Genomic DNA, 16,672 nt, shown 5'->3' with positions numbered 1-16,672 from the left:
GTGAGCGGGCCGGCGCCTACGGTTCCGTAACAGCCGGGCCGGTCTCCTCCAGGACCTTCGACAGCCGTTCCAGCAGCCTTACGGCGTCGGCGAGTTCGGCCTCCCCGAAGGCCTCCGCGAGCCGGTCGGCGAAGGCCGCGTGGCCCGGGTCGATCCGGCGGACGGCGGCGAGCCCCTCCTCGGTCGGCGCGAGCAGTTTGGCGCGGCGGTGGGCGGGGTTGGGCCGGTACTCCGCGAGTCCCCGCTCCACCAGCAGATCGGCGATCCGCTGCACGCTCTGCCGGGTGATCCCCATCGCCCGGGCGATCCCGGCGACGGGCAGCGGCTCGCGCAGCACCGCACCGAGGACCTGCCACCAGGCGGCGGTGAGCCCGGCGGGCCTCGCCAACTCCTCGGCCACGGACAGGAACTGGCCGTTGAGCCGGAACACCCCGAGAGCACTCCGGCTCAGCAGGTCCTGCCGCTCCCGGCTCACTGGACGCCCGCCTTCTCCAGTACGGCGTAGGCCTCGGCGTCGGAGTCGTGGAACAGCCGGTACCAGGCGTCCAGCACCTCGCCGTCGTAGACCCCGAGGAGCCGGAGGATCTCGCGGGCGAAGGCGACGGGGTCGGTGGGTCCGGCGGTGACGAGCCCGCGGTCGGTGACGGCGTCGGAGTCGACGTAGTGCGCGCCTCCCCCGTACCCCGTGGCCGCGAGATAGAAGGAGACGGCACTGGTGTGCGCCCGGTCGTCGAGCAGCCCTTCCCTCGCGAGACCGGCGGTGGCGCCGCAGATCGCGGCGACGGGCACCCCGGCGTCGAGGAACTCGCGGGCCTTGCGGGCGAAGGGGGCCAGGTCGTCGGTCGTGTCCCACAGGTCGGCGCCCGGGAGGATCAGCAGCGCGCTGTCCTCGGGCCGTACGGCGTCCAGGGTCAGGTCGGGCTGGACCCGCAGCCCCCCGACACTGCGGACGGAACCGGCGGTGGGCCCGAGCGTGCGGATCTCGTGGCCGCCGCGCGCGAGGTAGGCGGTGGCGTACCCGGTCTCCCAGTCGGCGTAGGTGTCGTAGACGGCGAGGTGTACGGGCTTGCTGCTCATGACTGCCTCCTCGGTGAAACCCTGAAGCCTTATGACAGTAGACTGTCATTTAGGCAGCACGCTGTCAACCTCTGGGGCGGCCGGGGACCGGTGTCGACAACCTGTCGTGGAAAGCCGCGTCCCGCAGACAGGACGCCGATACCGATTCCGTATCGCGGACATTTACCCTCGGCCGCATGACCCCTCAGCCACACCCCGAGGTCGGCGCCGCCGTGAAGGCCGCGGACCGCGCTCATGTGTTCCACTCCTGGTCCGCGCAGGAGCTCATCGACCCGCTCGCCGTCGCCGGCGCGGAGGGGTCGTACTTCTGGGACTACGACGGCAACCGCTACCTCGACTTCACCAGCGGGCTCGTCTACACGAACATCGGCTACCAGCACCCGAAGGTCGTCGCGGCGATCCAGGAGCAGGCGGCGAGGATGACGACCTTCGCGCCCGCGTTCGCGGTCGAGGCGCGCTCCGAGGCGGCGCGGCTGATCGCCGAGCGGACCCCCGGCGACCTGGACAAGATCTTCTTCACCAACGGCGGGGCGGACGCGGTCGAGCACGCCGTCCGGATGGCCCGGCTGCACACGGGCCGTCCGAAGGTGCTCTCGGCCTACCGCTCCTACCACGGCGGGACCCAGCAGGCCGTGAACATCACGGGTGACCCGCGGCGCTGGGCCTCCGACAGCGCGAGCGCCGGTGTCGTGCGCTTCTGGGCGCCCTACCTGTACCGCTCCCGCTTCTACGCGGAGACGGAGGAGCAGGAGTGCGCCCGCGCGCTGGAGCACCTGGAGACGACGATCGCCTTCGAGGGTCCTTCGACGGTGGCCGCGGTCATCCTGGAGACGATCCCGGGCACGGCGGGAATCATGGTGCCGCCGCCGGGCTATCTGGCCGGGGTGCGTGAGATATGCGACAAGTACGGCATCGTCTTCGTCCTCGACGAGGTCATGGCGGGCTTCGGGCGCACCGGTGAGTGGTTCGCGGCCGATCTGTTCGGTGTGGTGCCGGACCTGATGACCTTCGCCAAGGGTGTGAACTCCGGCTACGTACCGCTCGGTGGCGTGGCGATCTCCGGGGCGATCGCGGAGACGTTCGGGAAGCGGCCGTACCCCGGGGGCCTGACGTACTCCGGACATCCGCTGGCCTGCGCCGCCGCCGTCGCGACGATCGGCGTCATGGCGGAGGAGGGTGTCGTCGCGAACGCGGCGAAGCTCGGCGCGGAGGTGGTCGGGCCCGCGCTGCGGGAGCTGGCCGAGCGGCACCCCTCGGTGGGCGAGGTGCGGGGCGTGGGGATGTTCTGGGCCCTGGACCTGGTGAAGGACAAGGAGACGCGCGAGCCGCTCGTCCCGTACAACGCGGCCGGAGAGGCCAACGCGCCCATGGCCGCCTTCGCCGGTGCCGCGAAGAAGCACGGCATCTGGCCCTTCGTGAACATGAACCGCACGCACGTGGTGCCGCCGTGCAACGTCTCCGAGGCCGAGCTGAAGGAGGGGCTCGCGGCGCTGGACGCGGCCCTGTCGGTGGCCGACGAGTACACGGTCTAGCCGGGGTCTAGCCGAGGCCCGGCCGTCAAGAGGCCGGTGCTGTGGCCGGTGTCACCCCCGAGCGACCCCGTAGGGCGAACGCGTAAGGTGGCGTGCTCGTACACATAGGCGAGCACGCCATCCAGCGCGACGAGGAGAACGCCCGACCATGCCCGGCTCCAGCGGCAACGGCGCGGTGACCCGCAGCACCCTGCGACAGCAGATCGCGGACGCGCTGCGGGACGAGGTGCTGGCCGGGCGGCTCCAGCCGGGGCAGGAGTTCACCGTCAAGGAGATCGCCGAGCAGTACGGCGTCTCCGCCACCCCCGTCCGCGAGGCCCTCGTCGACCTCTCCGCGCAGGGTCTGCTCGAAGCCGACCAGCACCGCGGCTTCCGCGTCCACGAGTACTCAGCCGAGGACCACCGCGGGATCGTCGAGGCCCGCAGCCTGGTCATAGACGGCATGTTCCAGGCCCTCGACGAAGGCCGGGCGGGCTACCGGGAGTCCGGCGACCCCCGCACCGTGGCCGCCCTCGCCGGCGTACGGCGCCGCGGCGAGGAGGCCCAGCGGGCCGCCAGCGCCGGTGACCTCACCGTCCTCATAGGCTATGACCTGCGCTTCTGGCGCGAACTGGGCGCGCTTTTCGGCAACCCCTACCTCGCCGACTTCCTGCACCGCCTGCGCGTGCAGTCCTGGGTGTGCACCGTGCAGCGACTGCGTCTGCTGACCGATCTGCGCGGCCGCCTGTGGTCCGGCCACACCGAGCTCGTCGACGCGCTCTCCCGCCGTGACACCACCGCCGCCCGCTCGATCATCGCCGTCTACGACACCCACTCCCTGTCGCTGATCGAACGTCTCGCGCCCTGAGGGATGGGTATGGGACCTGCACGGCCGTACCGGACGGGTCCGGCCGTGCGTACCTCCGACCGGTACTAGGGGGTACGACCCCGGCCGTACCGATTACTCTTCCCTGACCAACGCGCTACACCGCGCTACACCGTGCTACGCGAGGAGTCCTCTTTTGGCCTGTGACCTGTGGCTGGTACCGCTCGTCGACGTGTTGTGCCACACCCCCGACAACCCGTTCGCCGAGGAACTCGCGCAATACAACAAGGTGCTCGCCGAGGCCGGGCTTCCGCCGGTGCCGGTGTACCAGTACATGCCGGGCCTGTCCGGTGAGGTCGCCCCGGTGGCCGGATTCGACTACGACGCCCTGCACTTCCTGCGCCGGGCCTATCTGCTCCAGGTCTGCGGCCTGCCGGTGACGCCGGTGGACGAACTCGGCGGCGACTACGAACAGCTCCTGGAGATGTTCGAGACGACGGCCCAGCAGTCGCACCTGGTCTGGCACTACGACCACGCGGGCGCGTACGTCCCGGTGGACTTCCCGCACCCCCTCTCCAGCGACGAACTCCTCGCCGGCGGCGGCCCCTTGGGCTCGTCCCAGTCCCTGCTGAGGGAACTGGAGTTCGTGGCCCCGTCGATCGGCATCGACCCGGCCAACCCGCCGGCGGCCCCCCAACCTCCCCCGTCACCGACGGACTTGGAGGAACCGGCGGTCCCGGCGCCCTACGACCCCAGCCCCTTCGCCCGCGAACGCCATGTGTGGCTGGGCCTGCACGCGGCGGCGACGCGGAGCCTGGCGCAGGGCTCGATGATCATCTTCAGCTGAGCGGCGGATCAGCCCCCGAGCTGGGACAGCCCCTTTTGGAGATCCTCCGGGTTCATCACCGGGATGAACTCCACCTCGGCGTTGAGCTCGGTGAAGAACGGCTCGGCCGTGGGCGGAATTTGGGAGGTGTCCTGGAGATCGACGACGAGCCAGCAGGTGCGGCGGCCGCCTTCCGGACCGAAGTACGCGGCCTCCGGCCGGAGCTTCTCCAGCGCCGCCCTGATCACCTCGGGCATCCGTCCGCTGCGAATGGCCTCGTTGCCCTTCTCCGTGTCCAGGGTGGCCTTCATCAACACGCGCATGGGACTCACCTTCGCCTTCTCCCCACTTAAGAATATGCCCCATTTGCCGGGTTTCGCAGGGGCGGTGGAGGGGGTGACGCTAGGGAGAGACGGCCTGTGTGTACGCCGCGTTGACCATCTTCTGGGCCACTTCGGCGTCGGCGCGGGGGACCAGTGCGCGGAACCAGAGGGCGTGCCTGCCGTCGTGGGACGTCACGAAGAGAATCAGCTCGTACTGACCGTCCTTCGGGTACCGCTCCAGGTACCGGCCGTTCCCCTCCTCGGTCCTTTTCCAGGTCCCCACACCGCCACCCGACCACCGTTCGCGGAACGCGTCGCTCAGTGAGGAGGTGCACCCGTCCGCTCCGCAGGGCAGATCACCCATGTCCAACAGGGGTGGCTCGTCATCCGTGATCCCGCACCGAGCGGTCGTTTCGCCGTTCTCCAGCGGCTGCTTCCCCTCCACGCACCGGAGTCCGGACGGAATCCGCACCGGCACGCTGAGCCGGTCGAAGGTCTGGATGTCCGAGTGCTCCTCACCTCTCCAGACCGGGCCCAGTACGGACCGCTCCGGCACCCGCTTGTACGCGGCAGTGCGCAGTCGGTGGGCCACCTGGGCCGGGGGCACTTCCGCGAGATGGCGGCGGTCAGGCCCGACCAGTTCCTCGGGCACCCCGGCCCGCAGCAGGGTGGTCCGGGCGATGATGGCGGCGACCTCCGAGACCCGGTCGAGGGTGGCGTACTCCTCGCTGTACTCCAGCCACAGCGTGATGTTCCCCGCCCGTACGTTGACCGTGGCCATGGGCTCACCGTGCGGGCCGGTGTGAGACGCCTCGATCATCGCCTCGTCGCCGAGTCCGGGCAGCGGTTCGTCCCCGTCCACCCTGTCCTCCCGCATCCCCCGCCGTGCCTCGTCGACGGCACTGCCTCCACTGCCCCATTCGGACATCCACGCGTACGGGCTGATCACGAGCCTGCGGTCGGGCCGGAACGGCGAGCTCTCGTCGAAGGCGCACGCGCCCTCGAAGGGCTCCGACCGGACCGGCTCGACGATCAGTTCGTTGACCTGCGCCTGACTGACCAGAGCACAAGGGTGGGGGATACCCCGGTAGGGGAGCCTGAGGTCGAGGCTCAGCACAGCCGCCGCCAGCACGAAGGCGAAAAGGACCACTGCCGGCGCGGGGCCGAGCAGGACTTCGAGCGACAGCGGTCCGCTCCGGTGCCGGGTCCGGACCGGACTGCTGACGCCGTCCTCGACAGCCCCCTCGCCCTCGGCGAGGCGATTACGCAGTTCGATGTGGCGAAAGCGGTAGAGGCCGCCGGACTGCCGCAGCACCCCCCTTCTGTGCGCGTCGCGCAGAAAGGTCATCACCCGCCACGGCAGCGCACCGGTGCAGGACAGATACAGCCGGGCCACGGACAGCCGTCCCGACGCCGACACCGACCACCGGCACACCATCCAGGCCAGAAAGAACAGGCCCATGGAAACAACCCAGTCGAGGGTGCTGACCGGGCCGCGATTGGCGGTGCGATGCCACATGACGACAAGGCTGGAGAGAAGGATCAGCAGGCCCTCACTGAGCCATAGGCGCGGCGGCAGTCGGAGGGGGGCGAGGAGACCGAGCACGAGCTGGGTACGACGGTCCGCACGCAACAGTTCCGCGGGCTCAGGCGCGTCGGCCGGGTCGGCGAGCCTGGCGAGTACGTCGGTCAGCCGGGTGAGGACGCCCAGGCCCAGCGCGACGCCGCAGTAGGCCGCTGTCGTGATCACCCACCAGGACAGCCCCAGCGTCGCCAGCACACCGACCACCAGCGCCCCGAAGAGCACGATGAACAGCAGGAGGCGGACCTCCGGGCGCAGGTTCCGCAGATCGGCGATACCAGGCCAGTACAGGCGTTGCGGGGCGTCCGCCGGAGCATCGATGCTCCAGTCCACCATCGCCGCCACGGAGCCCAGGATCAGCACGGCCGCCCACGGCGGCACCAGGCACCACTCCTGCCACCAGGGGGAGTCGTAGTCCGTCACCCCGATGGCCAGGGCGGCGACCACCATGGAGAGCCCGGTGCCCAGCCAGCGCACCCACCACGGCATGACCTCCCCAAGCCGCCACCACGCGATGTCCTGCTCCCCGTTGGCGCGCAGATACCCCGCGAGGTGACCGGCCCAGCTCCGCGCCTGCCTGCCCGTCCAGCCGGCCTTCTCGGTGTCCTCGTAGGCGGCCGAGAGGAAGGCGTCGTACAAGTGGCGTTCCACGACGGTCTGTTCACGGAAGCGCTCGTCCTCGATCAGTTCCCTCGGATCGGCGCGGGTGCCGGTGTACACGACGCGGGCGAGGCTGACCATCAGCGGCGTACTCAGGACCGTGCGGAGGGTGACCACCTCGGGTGCCTGGTCCCCGGAGTCGGACAAACGCGCCAGCACCGGGGCCCACTTCGTGCTCGTGGGGCCCTTCGGGCGGGCCGTGCGGGGGAGGTAGTGCTCCAGGTCGACGACGGTGAGGGGTTCGAGCTGGACGACCGCGGCGGCCGGCAGCACGATGTCCGCTTCCTCGACCGCGGCCTCGTACTCCTCGATACGGCAGGTCAGGACCAGCCTGGCCGGTTCGTTCAGGCTGCGGCGCAGGCGGGCCAGGGCCCTGGGACGAGAGGGCTCGGGCAGTTCGTCGAGGCCGTCGAGGATCGGCAGGATCCGTCCGGAGGTGAGCAGGTCGTGGGCGAGCTGAGGGCTGCGCAAGACGGCGGGGTGCTGGGCGGCGAGACGGCGGGCCGCCCAGTGCCAGAGGTCCTCCTCGGTGCAGTTCCAGGACGCGATCGGAAGAAGGACGGGGACCGGCGCACCGGGTTCGAGCGTGTCCAGCAGGCACCGGGCCAGATGCAGCACCAGCGCGGACTTGCCCGCTCCGGGGGCGCCGAGAACGACCAGGCGCCGGCTGGGAATACCGGCGAAGAAGGGGCCGATCGCGTCGAAGTCGCCGTCCAGATCGAGGGGACGGTCGTCCGGCGCGCCCGCCTTGATCGGGGTGCGCCGGATGTTGGCCGCGTGGTCGGTCAGCTCGGGCCTGGCGGCCGACCACCGTATGGGGATGGGTGCCGGATCGTGCACATGCAGCTGCTTCTCGTCGCGGGAGTACTCGTCGGCGAGCACGGCGGCCAAGGCGCCTGCTGCCGAGTTCAGTTGGGCGGGCGTCGGTTTGCGGCGCGGCGCCCTGCGTTCCCGCAGCCAGGCGGAAAGGCCCAGCTGGACCGTCGCCCACCACAGGGACCCGGCGACCACCAGCACCGCGCCCGTCAGCGCGAGGATCCGCCGGGCTCCCGGCGACAGCATCTCCTCGTCCCCCTGGAGCAGGGCCATGACGACGAAGACGAGCACGCCGAGCAGCACGATGACCCCGGCCGTGCGCAGCGACGCCGCTCCGGCGCCGGCCGACTGGTCCTCGGGGCGAGGGCTGTCGAAGTGCACGGGACCGCTGATGTCCCGCACCATGATGACCGGGCCCTCGAAGTCGCCGCCCGAGATCTCGTGCTTCGTGCCGAAGCCGTCGTCGCGCTCCCCCGGCATTGCCGCCGCCCGTTTCCTAACGGCCGAAGTCGAGCGGGCCGTTGATGTCCCGTGCCTGGATCACCGGGCCCCTGAAGTCGCCGCCCCTGACCTCGTTGTGCGTGTCGCCGGAGCCGGTCGCGCGGGCGGTCGATTCCCGCCACGCCTCGGCCTCACCGCGCCACGCGTCCAGCGCCCGCGCGAACTCCGGGTGGTCCTGGGCGGCGCGCAGGGCGAGCACGTTGGCCAGCTCCCGGGCTCGTTCCGTGTCGTCCGCGTGCTCGGCGAGGGCGGTCAACTCCTCTTCCGCGCTGGGCGCTTCACCGGTCGGACGCCGGCCCACCAGCCTGCGCAGCGACTCCCAGACCTGCTGCCCCGCGGCGCCCGCGGTGCCCGAGGCCAGGGCCATCAACAGTTCGGGCGCGATCTCCACGACCACCCTCCCCCGTGCGTCGGTGCGTCGTGCGTCGAGGGTAGGGCAAAGGCAACCGCTCGGGGAGGAGTTGGACACAGAAGGCGCTAACGGCCGCCCGCCCCCGGAGTGATCAGTCCCGTCTCGTACGCCACGACCACCGCCTGGGCCCGGTCGCGCAGCCGGAGTTTGGCCAGGATCCGGGCCACGTGGGTCTTCACGGTGGCCTCGCTCAGGGTGAACCGCTCGGCGAGTTCGGCGTTGCTCAGACCGGTACCGAGGGCCTGGAGGACCTCCACCTCGCGCGGGGTGAGGACGGACAGGTCGCGGTGCAGGGCCGCGGTCCGGGTGTCCTGCGAGACGAACCGCTCGACCAGGCGCCGGGTGATCGCGGGCGCGAGCAGCGCGTCCCCGGAGCGGGCCAGGCGCACGGCGGCGACCAGGTGTTCGGGGGTGACGTCCTTGAGCAGGAAGCCGCTGGCGCCCGCGGTGAGGGCCGCGTAGACGTAACGGTCCAGGTCGTAGGTGGTGAGGATCAGCACGCGCGGAGGCGGATCGGGGACGACGGTGCCGGAGAGGATGCGGCGCGTGGCCTCCAGACCGTCCAGGCCCGGCATGCGTACGTCCATCAGGACGAGGTCGGGACGGGTGCGCCGGACCGCCTCCAGGGCCTGCTCGCCGTCGGCCGCCTCCGCCACCACGTCGATGCCGTCGGCGCTCAGGATCATGGCGAACCCGGTGCGCACCAGCGCCTGGTCGTCGGCGATCACCACGCGGGGTGCGGATACGAGGGCGGTCACGGGGCCGCCGCCGGGATCACCGCACGGACCCGGAAGCCGCCCGTCGGGCGTATCCCCGCCTCCAGGGTGCCGCCGTACACCGCGAGGCGTTCGCGCAGGCCGGTCAGGCCGTGGCCGCCGCCCGGGCCGGCCGGGGCGGCGGTCGTGCCGCCGGTGTCGGTCACCTCCACGCGCACCGCGTCCGGGGTGTGCTCGACGCTGACCCGGGCCCGGGCGCCACCCGCGTGCCGGACGACGTTGGTCAACGCCTCCTGCACCACGCGGTACGCGGCCAGGTCGGCCCCCGGAGCCAGCGGGGCCGGGGTCCCGGTGACGGTCAGCTCGACGGGGACGCCGGTGGCGCGGACCCGGTCGGTGAGCGCGGTGAGCTGCCCGAGTCCGGGCTGGGGGGACAGCTCGGGATCCAGGCCCAGCTCGGGGTCGTTCGGCTCGTCCATCGTCAACAGGCCCATCACATGGCGCAGTTCGGCCATTGCCGTGCGCCCGCCCGCCTCCACGGCCAGCAGCGCCTCGCGCGCCCGGTCGGGCGCGGCGTCCATCACCTTGCGGGCGGCGCCCGCCTGGATCACCATCACGCTCACATTGTGGGTGACGACGTCGTGCAACTCCCGTGCGATCCGCGCCCGTTCCAGCTCCACGGCGAGCCGGGTGGCGGCCTGCTGCTGTTCCTGGAGGTCCTGGACGCGCTGCTGCCAGATGTGGATCGCGTTCGCCGCGAGCCCCATGCCGAGCAGCACCAGGAACGGCACGAAACCGGGGGTGAAGGAGGGCAGGTACTGCTCGTGGAGCACCGCCATCAGTACGGCGCCCACCAGCAGGCTGAGCAGGGTGTGCGCCCGGTGCGGACTGTGCAGGGCCGCGCTGTACGCGGCGACCGTACAGGTCAGGAAGGTGTACACGGTCGGGTCGGCCGTCCCGGAGCGCTGGCTGAACAGCAGCGTCAGGACGAGTACGGCCCAGAAGGCGGCCAGCGGATACCGCCGCCGCGCGATCAGCGGCAGCGCGGTCAGCGCGGCCAGCAGGAGCGTCCCGGCGTCCGCTGCCAGTCCCTCGGGCGGCGGGACCGGGCCCACGGGCGGCGGCGGGGGCGGGAAGGCCGGCTCGCCGAACGGCGCCACGACGGCGGCGTGGTCCTGGCCCTGGCCCTGGACGCCGCCCACCGTGCACAGGGCCAGCACCAGGGCGAGCACCGTGTCCGCCGTCCACATCCACCGTGACGGCCTGGGCGACGGCCCCGGACGCAGCAGCGCCGCGAGACCCGTCCGCCATCGCTGTACCCCCGCCCCGTTCATGGGTCCAGTCTGGCGACCGCCCGCCGCCCTGGCATCCCTCCGGCCGCCGAGCCGCCGTACATCCACCGCGTACATCCCGGGGATGACGTGCCCGCCGCGTCCTCCCGGCACGGCAGCCGCACTCGCCGCCGCGGGCGACGCCCCAGGGCCGGGCCCGCTCCTAGCGTCTCGCTGAACCGTCCGACGCAGACCCGGGAGAGGCCATGGAGACACCCCTCATCGACATCCGCGAGGTGAGCCGGAGGTACGGGGAAGGACCGCCGGCGCTGGACGGCGTCGGGCTCACCGTTCGGGCAGGGGAGGCGGTGGCCGTCCTCGGTCCCTCGGGCAGCGGCAAGTCGACGCTGCTGAACCTGGTCGCGGGACTCGACCGGCCGGACGCCGGCAGCGTCACGGTGGACGGGCTGCGGGTGGACGAACTGGGTGAGGCGGCCTCGGCGCGGTACCGGCGGGCGCGGATCGGCATGGTCTTCCAGTTCTTCAACCTCCTCGACGACCTGACCGTCGCCGAGAACGTGCTGCTCCCCGCCCAACTGGCCAAGGTGCCCCGCGCCGAGGCCCGCCGCCGGGCCGCGGACCTGTTGGCGCGCCTCGGCATCGACCGGCACGCCGACGCGCACCCCGGCCGGTTGTCCGGCGGGGAGCGGCAACGGGTCGCGGTGGCCCGGGCCCTGATGAACCGTCCGGCGCTGCTGCTGGCCGACGAGCCGACGGGGGCGCTGGACTCCGCCGCCGGGGAGGACGTACGGGAGCTGCTGACCGCGCTCAACGCCGACGGGCAGACGATCGTGCTGGTCACCCATGACCCCGTGCTCGCCTCGTCCTGCACGACCCGCACGATCGAGCTGGTGGACGGGCGGGTCGTCCGGGACACGGCGGCGGTGGCGCGGTGAGCGCGCTGGGCGGGGTGGTGCGCGCCGGGCTCGGGCGGCGCCGTCTCCAGACGACGGTGATGATTCTGACGACGCTGATCGCGGTCACCGCGTCGGTGCTGGCGGCCGGGGTGCTGGTCGCTTCCCGGGCGCCCTTCGACCACGCGATGGCCGAGCGGTCCGGCGCCCATCTGGCCGCGTGGTTCGACGCCCGCAAGGCCACGGCCGCGCAGCTGGCGGCGACGGCACGGGTCTCGGAGGTCTCCGCGGTGGCCGGTCCCTTCCGGACGGTGTCGGTGAGCCCGCGCACCGACGACTCCGTGCCGCTGCCGGAGCTGACGGTCGTCGGGCGGGCGGAGGCGGGCGGCCCGGTCGACCGGCTGGACCTGGCCGACGGGCGGTGGGCGACGGGGCCCGGCGAGATCGTGCTGGCCGAGGGGGAGACCGCGCTGTCGCCGGGCGCGGAGCTGCGGGTCGGCGGCACGACGCTGACGGTCGTGGGTCTGGCCCGCTCGGTGACCGGCACCGCCGACGCGTGGGTGACTCCGGCCCAGGCGAAGGCCCTGGCCGCCGGGGGCGGTGCCGCGGGGTTCGAGATGCTGTACCGGCTGCGCGCGGCCGGAACCGAGTCGGAGCTGTCGGCGGGCCGGGCGGCGATCGAGGCGGCCGCTCCGGAGGGCGCGCTGACCGGCACGCTCTCCTACCTCTCCGTCCGCCGGGAACAGCTCGCCAACGCGCTGGCGTTCGTGCCGTTCGTGGCCGCGTTCGGGGTGCTGGGCCTGGCCATGTCGGTGCTGATCATCGGCGTCGTCGTCAGCGGTTCGGTCGGTTCCGCCACGCGCCGGATCGGCATCCTGAAGTCCCTCGGCTTCACCCCGGCGCAGGTCGTACGGGCCTACGTCGCCCAGGCCCTGGTCCCCGCCACGATCGGCTGCGCCCTGGGCGTGGCCCTCGGCAACGTCCTGTGCGGGCCGGTCCTGGGCGGCGTCGAGGACGTCTACAACGGCGCCCCGGCGACCATCCCGTGGTGGCTCAACGCGGCGGCCCCGACCCTCGCCCTGGCCCTGGTCACCGCTGCGGCCCTGCTACCGGCCCTGCGCGCGGGCCGGCTGCGCCCGATGGAGGCCCTCACCCCCGGCCGCACCCGAAGAACCCGCCCCGCCCGCCCGGCACTCCGACGGAACCCCCGCCCAGCGAAAGGCACCCCAGCACCCCGCACCACGCCCCACCCGGCCGACAACACCCCAGCACCCCGCACCACACCCCACCCAGCCGACAACACCCCAGCACCCCGCACCACACCCCACCCAGCCGACAACACCCCAGCACCCCGCACCACACCCCTCCCGGCAGACCACACCCCAGCCACCCGCCCCCAACTCCCACCCCGTCCGACCACGCCGCCCCGGCCGCCGGACGGCACCCCTGACCCCCGCACCGAACCCCGACCCCGCCCGAGCACGCCACGACCGTCGGACCGCGTCCCAGCCCTCCGCCCGGCGCGCCGGGTCCGGCGGCTGGTCTCCAGGCTGCCGCTCCCCCGCCCGGTCACCCTCGGTCTCGCGCAGCCCCTCGACCGGCCCGCGCGGGCCCTGACGACCGGTGCCGCCGTCGCGCTCGGGGCGCTCACCGTGACGTTCGCCGTGGGGCTGGCGCTCACGCTGGGGGCCGTGCAGGAGCAGCGGATGCTCGACTCCGCGGCGCCGGTCGTCGTGGAGACCGGGCGGGGACAAGGGGGCCCGGGCGGGGCCGTGACCATGCCCGCGCCGGGGCAGCGGCCGGTTCGGCAGGCCGATCCGGCCGATGTCGTGGCCGCCCTCGACGGCCAGGCCTCGACCCGGCGTTACTACGCTGCCGCCCACGCCGAGGTGAGCGCCGCCGGGATCCCGGGGCGGACCGCGGTGACCGCGTACGACGGGGACTCCTCCTGGGGCGCCCCCGCGATGGTGGCGGGCCGGTGGATCAGGGGAAGCGGGGAGGCCGTCGTCACCGAGCGGTTCCTCGACACCGCCGGGGTCCGGGTCGGAGACACCGTCACCCTCTCCGCGAGGGACCGCAGCACGACCGTACGCATCGTGGGCGAGGCCTTCTTCACCGAGGACGAGGGCATGACCCTGCTGACCGGGACCGCCACGCTCACCGCCCTCGGCCTCGACGCGGCCCCGGCCCGCTTCCACGCGCAGCCCGAATCCGGCACCTCGACGTCGGCCTACGTCGACGCGCTGAACGAGGCCCTGGCCGACACGGGCGCCCTCGCCCTCACCGACACGGGCAACTCCTCCAGCGTCATCGCGGCCATGGACGCGCTGATCGCCACGCTCACCCTGCTGCTCGTCGCGGTCGCCGGACTCGGCGTGCTCAACACCGTCGTCCTGGACACCCGCGACCGCGTGCACGACCTGGGCGTCCACAAGGCTCTCGGCATGACACCCCGGCAGACCGTCACGCTGACGCTCACCTCCGTCGGCGCCCTCGGCCTGCTGGCCGGAGCCGTGGGCGTCCCCGCGGGAGTGGCGCTGCACCACTACGTCGTCCCGCTCATGGGCGACGCCGTGGGCATGAACCTGCCCCCTCGGCACATCGACGTGTACGCCCCGGCCGCCCTCGCCCTGCTCGCCCTCGGCGGACCGCTGATCGCGATCGCCGGCGCCCTCCTGCCGGCCGGCTGGGCCGCCAGGACGGACACGGCACGGGCGCTGCGCACCGAGTGAACGAGGAGGGGCGCCTCCGTCGCACGGAGACGCCCCTCTTCGGCTTCGACGAGCCACAAACGCAGCCGCAGCCACAGCCGCAGCCGCAGCCGCAGCCGTCAGATGAACGAGTTGATCTCGATCGTCTCGTCCCGGCCCGGACCCACGCCGATCGCGGAGATCGGGGCGCCGGACATCTCCTCCAGCGCCTTGACGTACGCCTGGGCGTTCTTCGGCAGGTCGGAGAACGACTTCGCCTTCGAGATGTCCTCGGACCAGCCCGGCAGCATCTCGTAGACCGGCTTCGCGTGGTGGAAGTCGGTCTGCGAGTAAGGCAGTTCCTCGACCCGCTCGCCGTCGATCTCGTACGCGACGCAGACCGGGATCTGCTCCCAGCCGGTGAGCACGTCGAGCTTGGTGAGGAAGAAGTCGGTCAGGCCGTTGACGCGGGTCGCGTACCGGGCGATGACCGCGTCGAACCAGCCGCAACGGCGGTCACGGCCGGTGGTCACGCCCCGCTCGCCACCGATCCGGCGCAGCGCCTCGCCGTCCTCGTCGAACAGCTCGGTCGGGAACGGACCCGAGCCGACCCGGGTGGTGTACGCCTTGAGGATGCCGATGACCCGGTTGATCTTCGTCGGACCGACGCCAGCACCCGTGCAGGCACCGCCCGCGGTCGGGTTCGAGGAGGTGACGAAGGGGTACGTGCCGTGGTCGATGTCCAGCAGCGTGCCCTGGCCGCCCTCGAAGAGCACGACCTTGTCGTCCTCCAGGGCCTGGTTCAGGATCAGCACGGTGTCGGCGACGTACGGCTTGATCTGCTCGGCGTAGCCCAGCAGCTCCTCGACCACCTGGTCCACGGCGATGGCGCGCCGGTTGTAGAGCTTGGTCAGCAGCTGGTTCTTGACGTCGAGCGCCGCCTCGACCTTCTGCTGGAGGATCGACTCGTCGTAGAGGTCCTGCACCCGGATGCCCACGCGGTTGATCTTGTCCGCGTAGGTCGGTCCGATGCCGCGCCCGGTCGTGCCGATCTTCCGCTTACCGAGGAAGCGTTCCGTCACCTTGTCGACGGTGACGTTGTACGGCGTGATGATGTGCGCGTTACCGCTGATGAGGAGCTTGGACGTGTCGACGCCTCGCTCGTTCAGCCCGCTCAGCTCGGAGAGCAGGACCGACGGATCGACGACGACGCCGTTGCCGATGACCGGCGTGCAGCCGGGGGAGAGGATTCCGGAGGGGAGGAGGTGCAGGGCGTACTTCTGGTCGCCCACGACCACCGTGTGACCGGCGTTGTTTCCGCCCTGGTAGCGGACCACGTAGTCGACCGATCCACCGAGCAGGTCGGTGGCCTTCCCTTTACCCTCGTCACCCCACTGAGCACCGAGCAGCACAAGTGCGGGCACGCGCGTACACCCCTTCCGGGCGGGGCATGTCCAACGGCAGGGGTGTACGCCGCACCTGTGCGGGTGATACACCAGCGACCTCCATTGGCCGCAAACCGTCGGACCGGATGCCCCGGAATAGACGAAGCCCCTGGCGCAATAGCGCAAGGGGCTCTTGCACAAAGATGCTACCCGAGGAAGCGAGGCATGGCCGAGGTGGCGACTTCCGCGACGTCCGATCAGCTGCTGGTGGTCATCGACCCGGTCGCCCGGCATACGGACGGGGAGTCCGTCAGGATCGCGAAAGACGTGCTCAGCGCGGGTGCCGCGACGAAGGTGTGCCTGCCGGAGGGTCCCGAGGAATTCGCCCGGGCGCTGGCCCGCAGGGGCTCGCGCCGGCCTGTCGTGGTCGGCGACGACCGGGCGCTGGTGCGCGCGGTGTCCCTGCTGCACCGGCAGCGGGAGCTGGCCGGATGCGCGCTGTCGGTGGTCCCGGTGGGCCCCGTGCTGACGCTGGCCGGGGCGCTGGGGGTGCCCACGGGCGCGGTGGCGGCGGCGCGGGCGGTGCTGGACGGGGTCGAGCGGCGCATGGACGTGCTGGTCGACGACAGCGACGGGGTGGTGCTGGGGGCGCTGCGGATTCCGCCGCTGCCGCCGACCGGCGGCTCACAGACCGTGGAGGGGCGGCCCTGGCTGCGGACGTACCAGTCCCTGGTCCGCACCCTGGCGCCGACGCGCCCGGTCCCCGTCGTCCCGCGCCCGGGGCCCTCCCGGCTCCGGGTCGAGGTGGACGGGGTGACCCTGGTGGACCTGGACCAGCCGGTGGCGGGCGTCTCGGTGACCCCGCACGGCGCGGGCACCGCGTCGGTGGAGGTCCGTCCGGCCTCGGTGGGCGCGGAGGCGGCGCCCCTGCTGGCGCGGGGCCGCCGGGTGACGGTGTCCGGGACGGACTTCAGATACCGCGCGGACGCCCTGGTGGCGGGCCCGGTGCGCAGCCGGACCTGGACGGTCTGGGAGGACGCGCTGGGACTGGTCGTACCGGCCTAGCCAGTGCCGCGTCAGGCAACGTTTGCCCGTCAAGGAGCGGCGTCCGGTGCGTGCTCTCGGCGTGCCGGGTGCAAGCCCTCGTACTGGATGTACTTGG

14 protein-coding genes are annotated in these 16,672 nt (G+C 72.3%); 6 read left to right on the top strand and 8 right to left on the bottom strand.

Annotation, left to right across the window (positions count from 1 at the left end):
- Positions 1–16 precede the first annotated feature (16 nt).
- Together ACWDRW_RS33305 and ACWDRW_RS33300 are read right to left on the bottom strand one after the other, a co-directional pair.
- Positions 17–475, bottom strand: a complete 459-nt coding sequence (locus ACWDRW_RS33305) for a MarR family winged helix-turn-helix transcriptional regulator (protein ID WP_451729991.1) — start codon at positions 473–475, stop codon at positions 17–19.
- A complete protein-coding gene (locus ACWDRW_RS33300) occupies positions 472–1,077 on the bottom strand; it encodes a type 1 glutamine amidotransferase family protein (RefSeq protein WP_451729988.1) in 606 nt (201 codons plus the stop codon). Before ACWDRW_RS33300 ends, ACWDRW_RS33305 begins: the two co-directional genes overlap by 4 nt.
- A 176-nt stretch (positions 1,078–1,253) precedes the next feature.
- Between ACWDRW_RS33300 and ACWDRW_RS33295 the strand changes: the two genes are divergently transcribed.
- The 3 genes from ACWDRW_RS33295 (at position 1,254) to ACWDRW_RS33285 (ending at position 4,261) form a co-directional block, all read left to right on the top strand.
- Positions 1,254–2,609 carry an aminotransferase class III-fold pyridoxal phosphate-dependent enzyme gene (locus tag ACWDRW_RS33295; protein ID WP_451729985.1) on the top strand — a complete coding sequence of 452 codons (1,356 nt, stop codon included), beginning with the start codon at positions 1,254–1,256 and terminating at the stop codon, positions 2,607–2,609.
- A gap of 148 nt (positions 2,610–2,757) precedes the next feature.
- The gene (locus ACWDRW_RS33290) at positions 2,758–3,456 is read left to right on the top strand and encodes a GntR family transcriptional regulator (protein ID WP_451729982.1); all 699 of its coding nucleotides are present in this window, start codon (positions 2,758–2,760) and stop codon (positions 3,454–3,456) included.
- A 154-nt stretch (positions 3,457–3,610) separates the two neighbouring features.
- Positions 3,611–4,261: a hypothetical protein gene (locus ACWDRW_RS33285; protein ID WP_451729979.1), complete on the top strand. Its 651-nt coding sequence runs from the start codon at positions 3,611–3,613 to the stop codon at positions 4,259–4,261.
- A gap of 8 nt (positions 4,262–4,269) precedes the next feature.
- Here ACWDRW_RS33285 and ACWDRW_RS33280 read toward each other — a convergent pair whose 3' ends face one another.
- The 5 genes from ACWDRW_RS33280 to ACWDRW_RS33260 all read right to left on the bottom strand — a co-directional run bounded on the left by ACWDRW_RS33280 (position 4,270) and on the right by ACWDRW_RS33260 (position 10,584).
- Complete coding sequence (locus ACWDRW_RS33280) at positions 4,270–4,563, bottom strand: DUF3303 family protein (RefSeq protein WP_451729976.1); 294 nt, start codon at positions 4,561–4,563, stop codon at positions 4,270–4,272.
- A gap of 79 nt (positions 4,564–4,642) precedes the next feature.
- Positions 4,643–8,101: an NACHT domain-containing protein gene (locus ACWDRW_RS33275; protein ID WP_451729974.1), complete on the bottom strand. Its 3,459-nt coding sequence runs from the start codon at positions 8,099–8,101 to the stop codon at positions 4,643–4,645.
- A 16-nt stretch (positions 8,102–8,117) separates the two neighbouring features.
- On the bottom strand, positions 8,118–8,513 hold the full coding sequence (locus tag ACWDRW_RS33270; protein WP_451729971.1) for a hypothetical protein: 396 nt from the start codon (positions 8,511–8,513) through the stop codon (positions 8,118–8,120).
- 86 nt (positions 8,514–8,599) lie between these two features.
- Positions 8,600–9,292 (bottom strand): response regulator, encoded by a 693-nt coding sequence (locus ACWDRW_RS33265; RefSeq protein ID WP_451729968.1) that lies wholly within the window; start codon positions 9,290–9,292, stop codon positions 8,600–8,602.
- Complete coding sequence (locus ACWDRW_RS33260) at positions 9,289–10,584, bottom strand: sensor histidine kinase (RefSeq protein WP_451729965.1); 1,296 nt, start codon at positions 10,582–10,584, stop codon at positions 9,289–9,291. Before ACWDRW_RS33260 ends, ACWDRW_RS33265 begins: the two co-directional genes overlap by 4 nt.
- A gap of 203 nt (positions 10,585–10,787) precedes the next feature.
- Here ACWDRW_RS33260 and ACWDRW_RS33255 point away from each other — a divergent pair, with 203 nt between their 5' ends.
- Complete coding sequence (locus ACWDRW_RS33255) at positions 10,788–11,477, top strand: ABC transporter ATP-binding protein (RefSeq protein ID WP_451729962.1); 690 nt, start codon at positions 10,788–10,790, stop codon at positions 11,475–11,477.
- Entirely contained in the window at positions 11,474–14,167 is a 2,694-nt protein-coding gene (locus tag ACWDRW_RS33250; protein ID WP_451729959.1) for an FtsX-like permease family protein, read from the top strand. Before ACWDRW_RS33255 ends, ACWDRW_RS33250 begins: the two co-directional genes overlap by 4 nt.
- Before the next feature lie 98 nt (positions 14,168–14,265).
- On the opposite strand, the gene ACWDRW_RS33245 is transcribed toward ACWDRW_RS33250, so the two are convergent.
- Positions 14,266–15,549 (bottom strand): adenylosuccinate synthase, encoded by a 1,284-nt coding sequence (locus tag ACWDRW_RS33245; RefSeq protein WP_451729956.1) that lies wholly within the window; start codon positions 15,547–15,549, stop codon positions 14,266–14,268.
- Positions 15,550–15,735: 186 nt separating this feature from the next.
- Here ACWDRW_RS33245 and ACWDRW_RS33240 point away from each other — a divergent pair, with 186 nt between their 5' ends.
- Positions 15,736–16,575 (top strand): diacylglycerol kinase, encoded by an 840-nt coding sequence (locus tag ACWDRW_RS33240; RefSeq protein ID WP_451729952.1) that lies wholly within the window; start codon positions 15,736–15,738, stop codon positions 16,573–16,575.
- Positions 16,576–16,672: the final 97 nt, after the last annotated feature.

It is taken from the genome of Streptomyces sp. NPDC003635 (genome assembly GCF_053587635.1).
Note: the sequence above shows the minus strand (reverse complement) of the source record. Positions and strands in the feature narration are given on the sequence as shown.

Excerpts from the sequence above, each read along its gene's own strand:
- ACWDRW_RS33275 (WP_451729974.1), bottom strand. The coding sequence starts at position 8,101 with ATGCCGGGGGAGCGCGACGACGGCTTCGGCACGAAGCACGAGATCTCG.
- ACWDRW_RS33300 (WP_451729988.1), bottom strand. The coding sequence starts at position 1,077 with ATGAGCAGCAAGCCCGTACACCTCGCCGTCTACGACACCTACGCCGAC.
- ACWDRW_RS33240 (WP_451729952.1), top strand. The coding sequence starts at position 15,736 with ATGGCCGAGGTGGCGACTTCCGCGACGTCCGATCAGCTGCTGGTGGTC.
- ACWDRW_RS33255 (WP_451729962.1), top strand. The coding sequence starts at position 10,788 with ATGGAGACACCCCTCATCGACATCCGCGAGGTGAGCCGGAGGTACGGG.
- ACWDRW_RS33290 (WP_451729982.1), top strand. The coding sequence starts at position 2,758 with ATGCCCGGCTCCAGCGGCAACGGCGCGGTGACCCGCAGCACCCTGCGA.
- ACWDRW_RS33280 (WP_451729976.1), bottom strand. The coding sequence starts at position 4,563 with ATGCGCGTGTTGATGAAGGCCACCCTGGACACGGAGAAGGGCAACGAG.
- ACWDRW_RS33295 (WP_451729985.1), top strand. The coding sequence starts at position 1,254 with ATGACCCCTCAGCCACACCCCGAGGTCGGCGCCGCCGTGAAGGCCGCG.
- ACWDRW_RS33260 (WP_451729965.1), bottom strand. The coding sequence starts at position 10,584 with ATGAACGGGGCGGGGGTACAGCGATGGCGGACGGGTCTCGCGGCGCTG.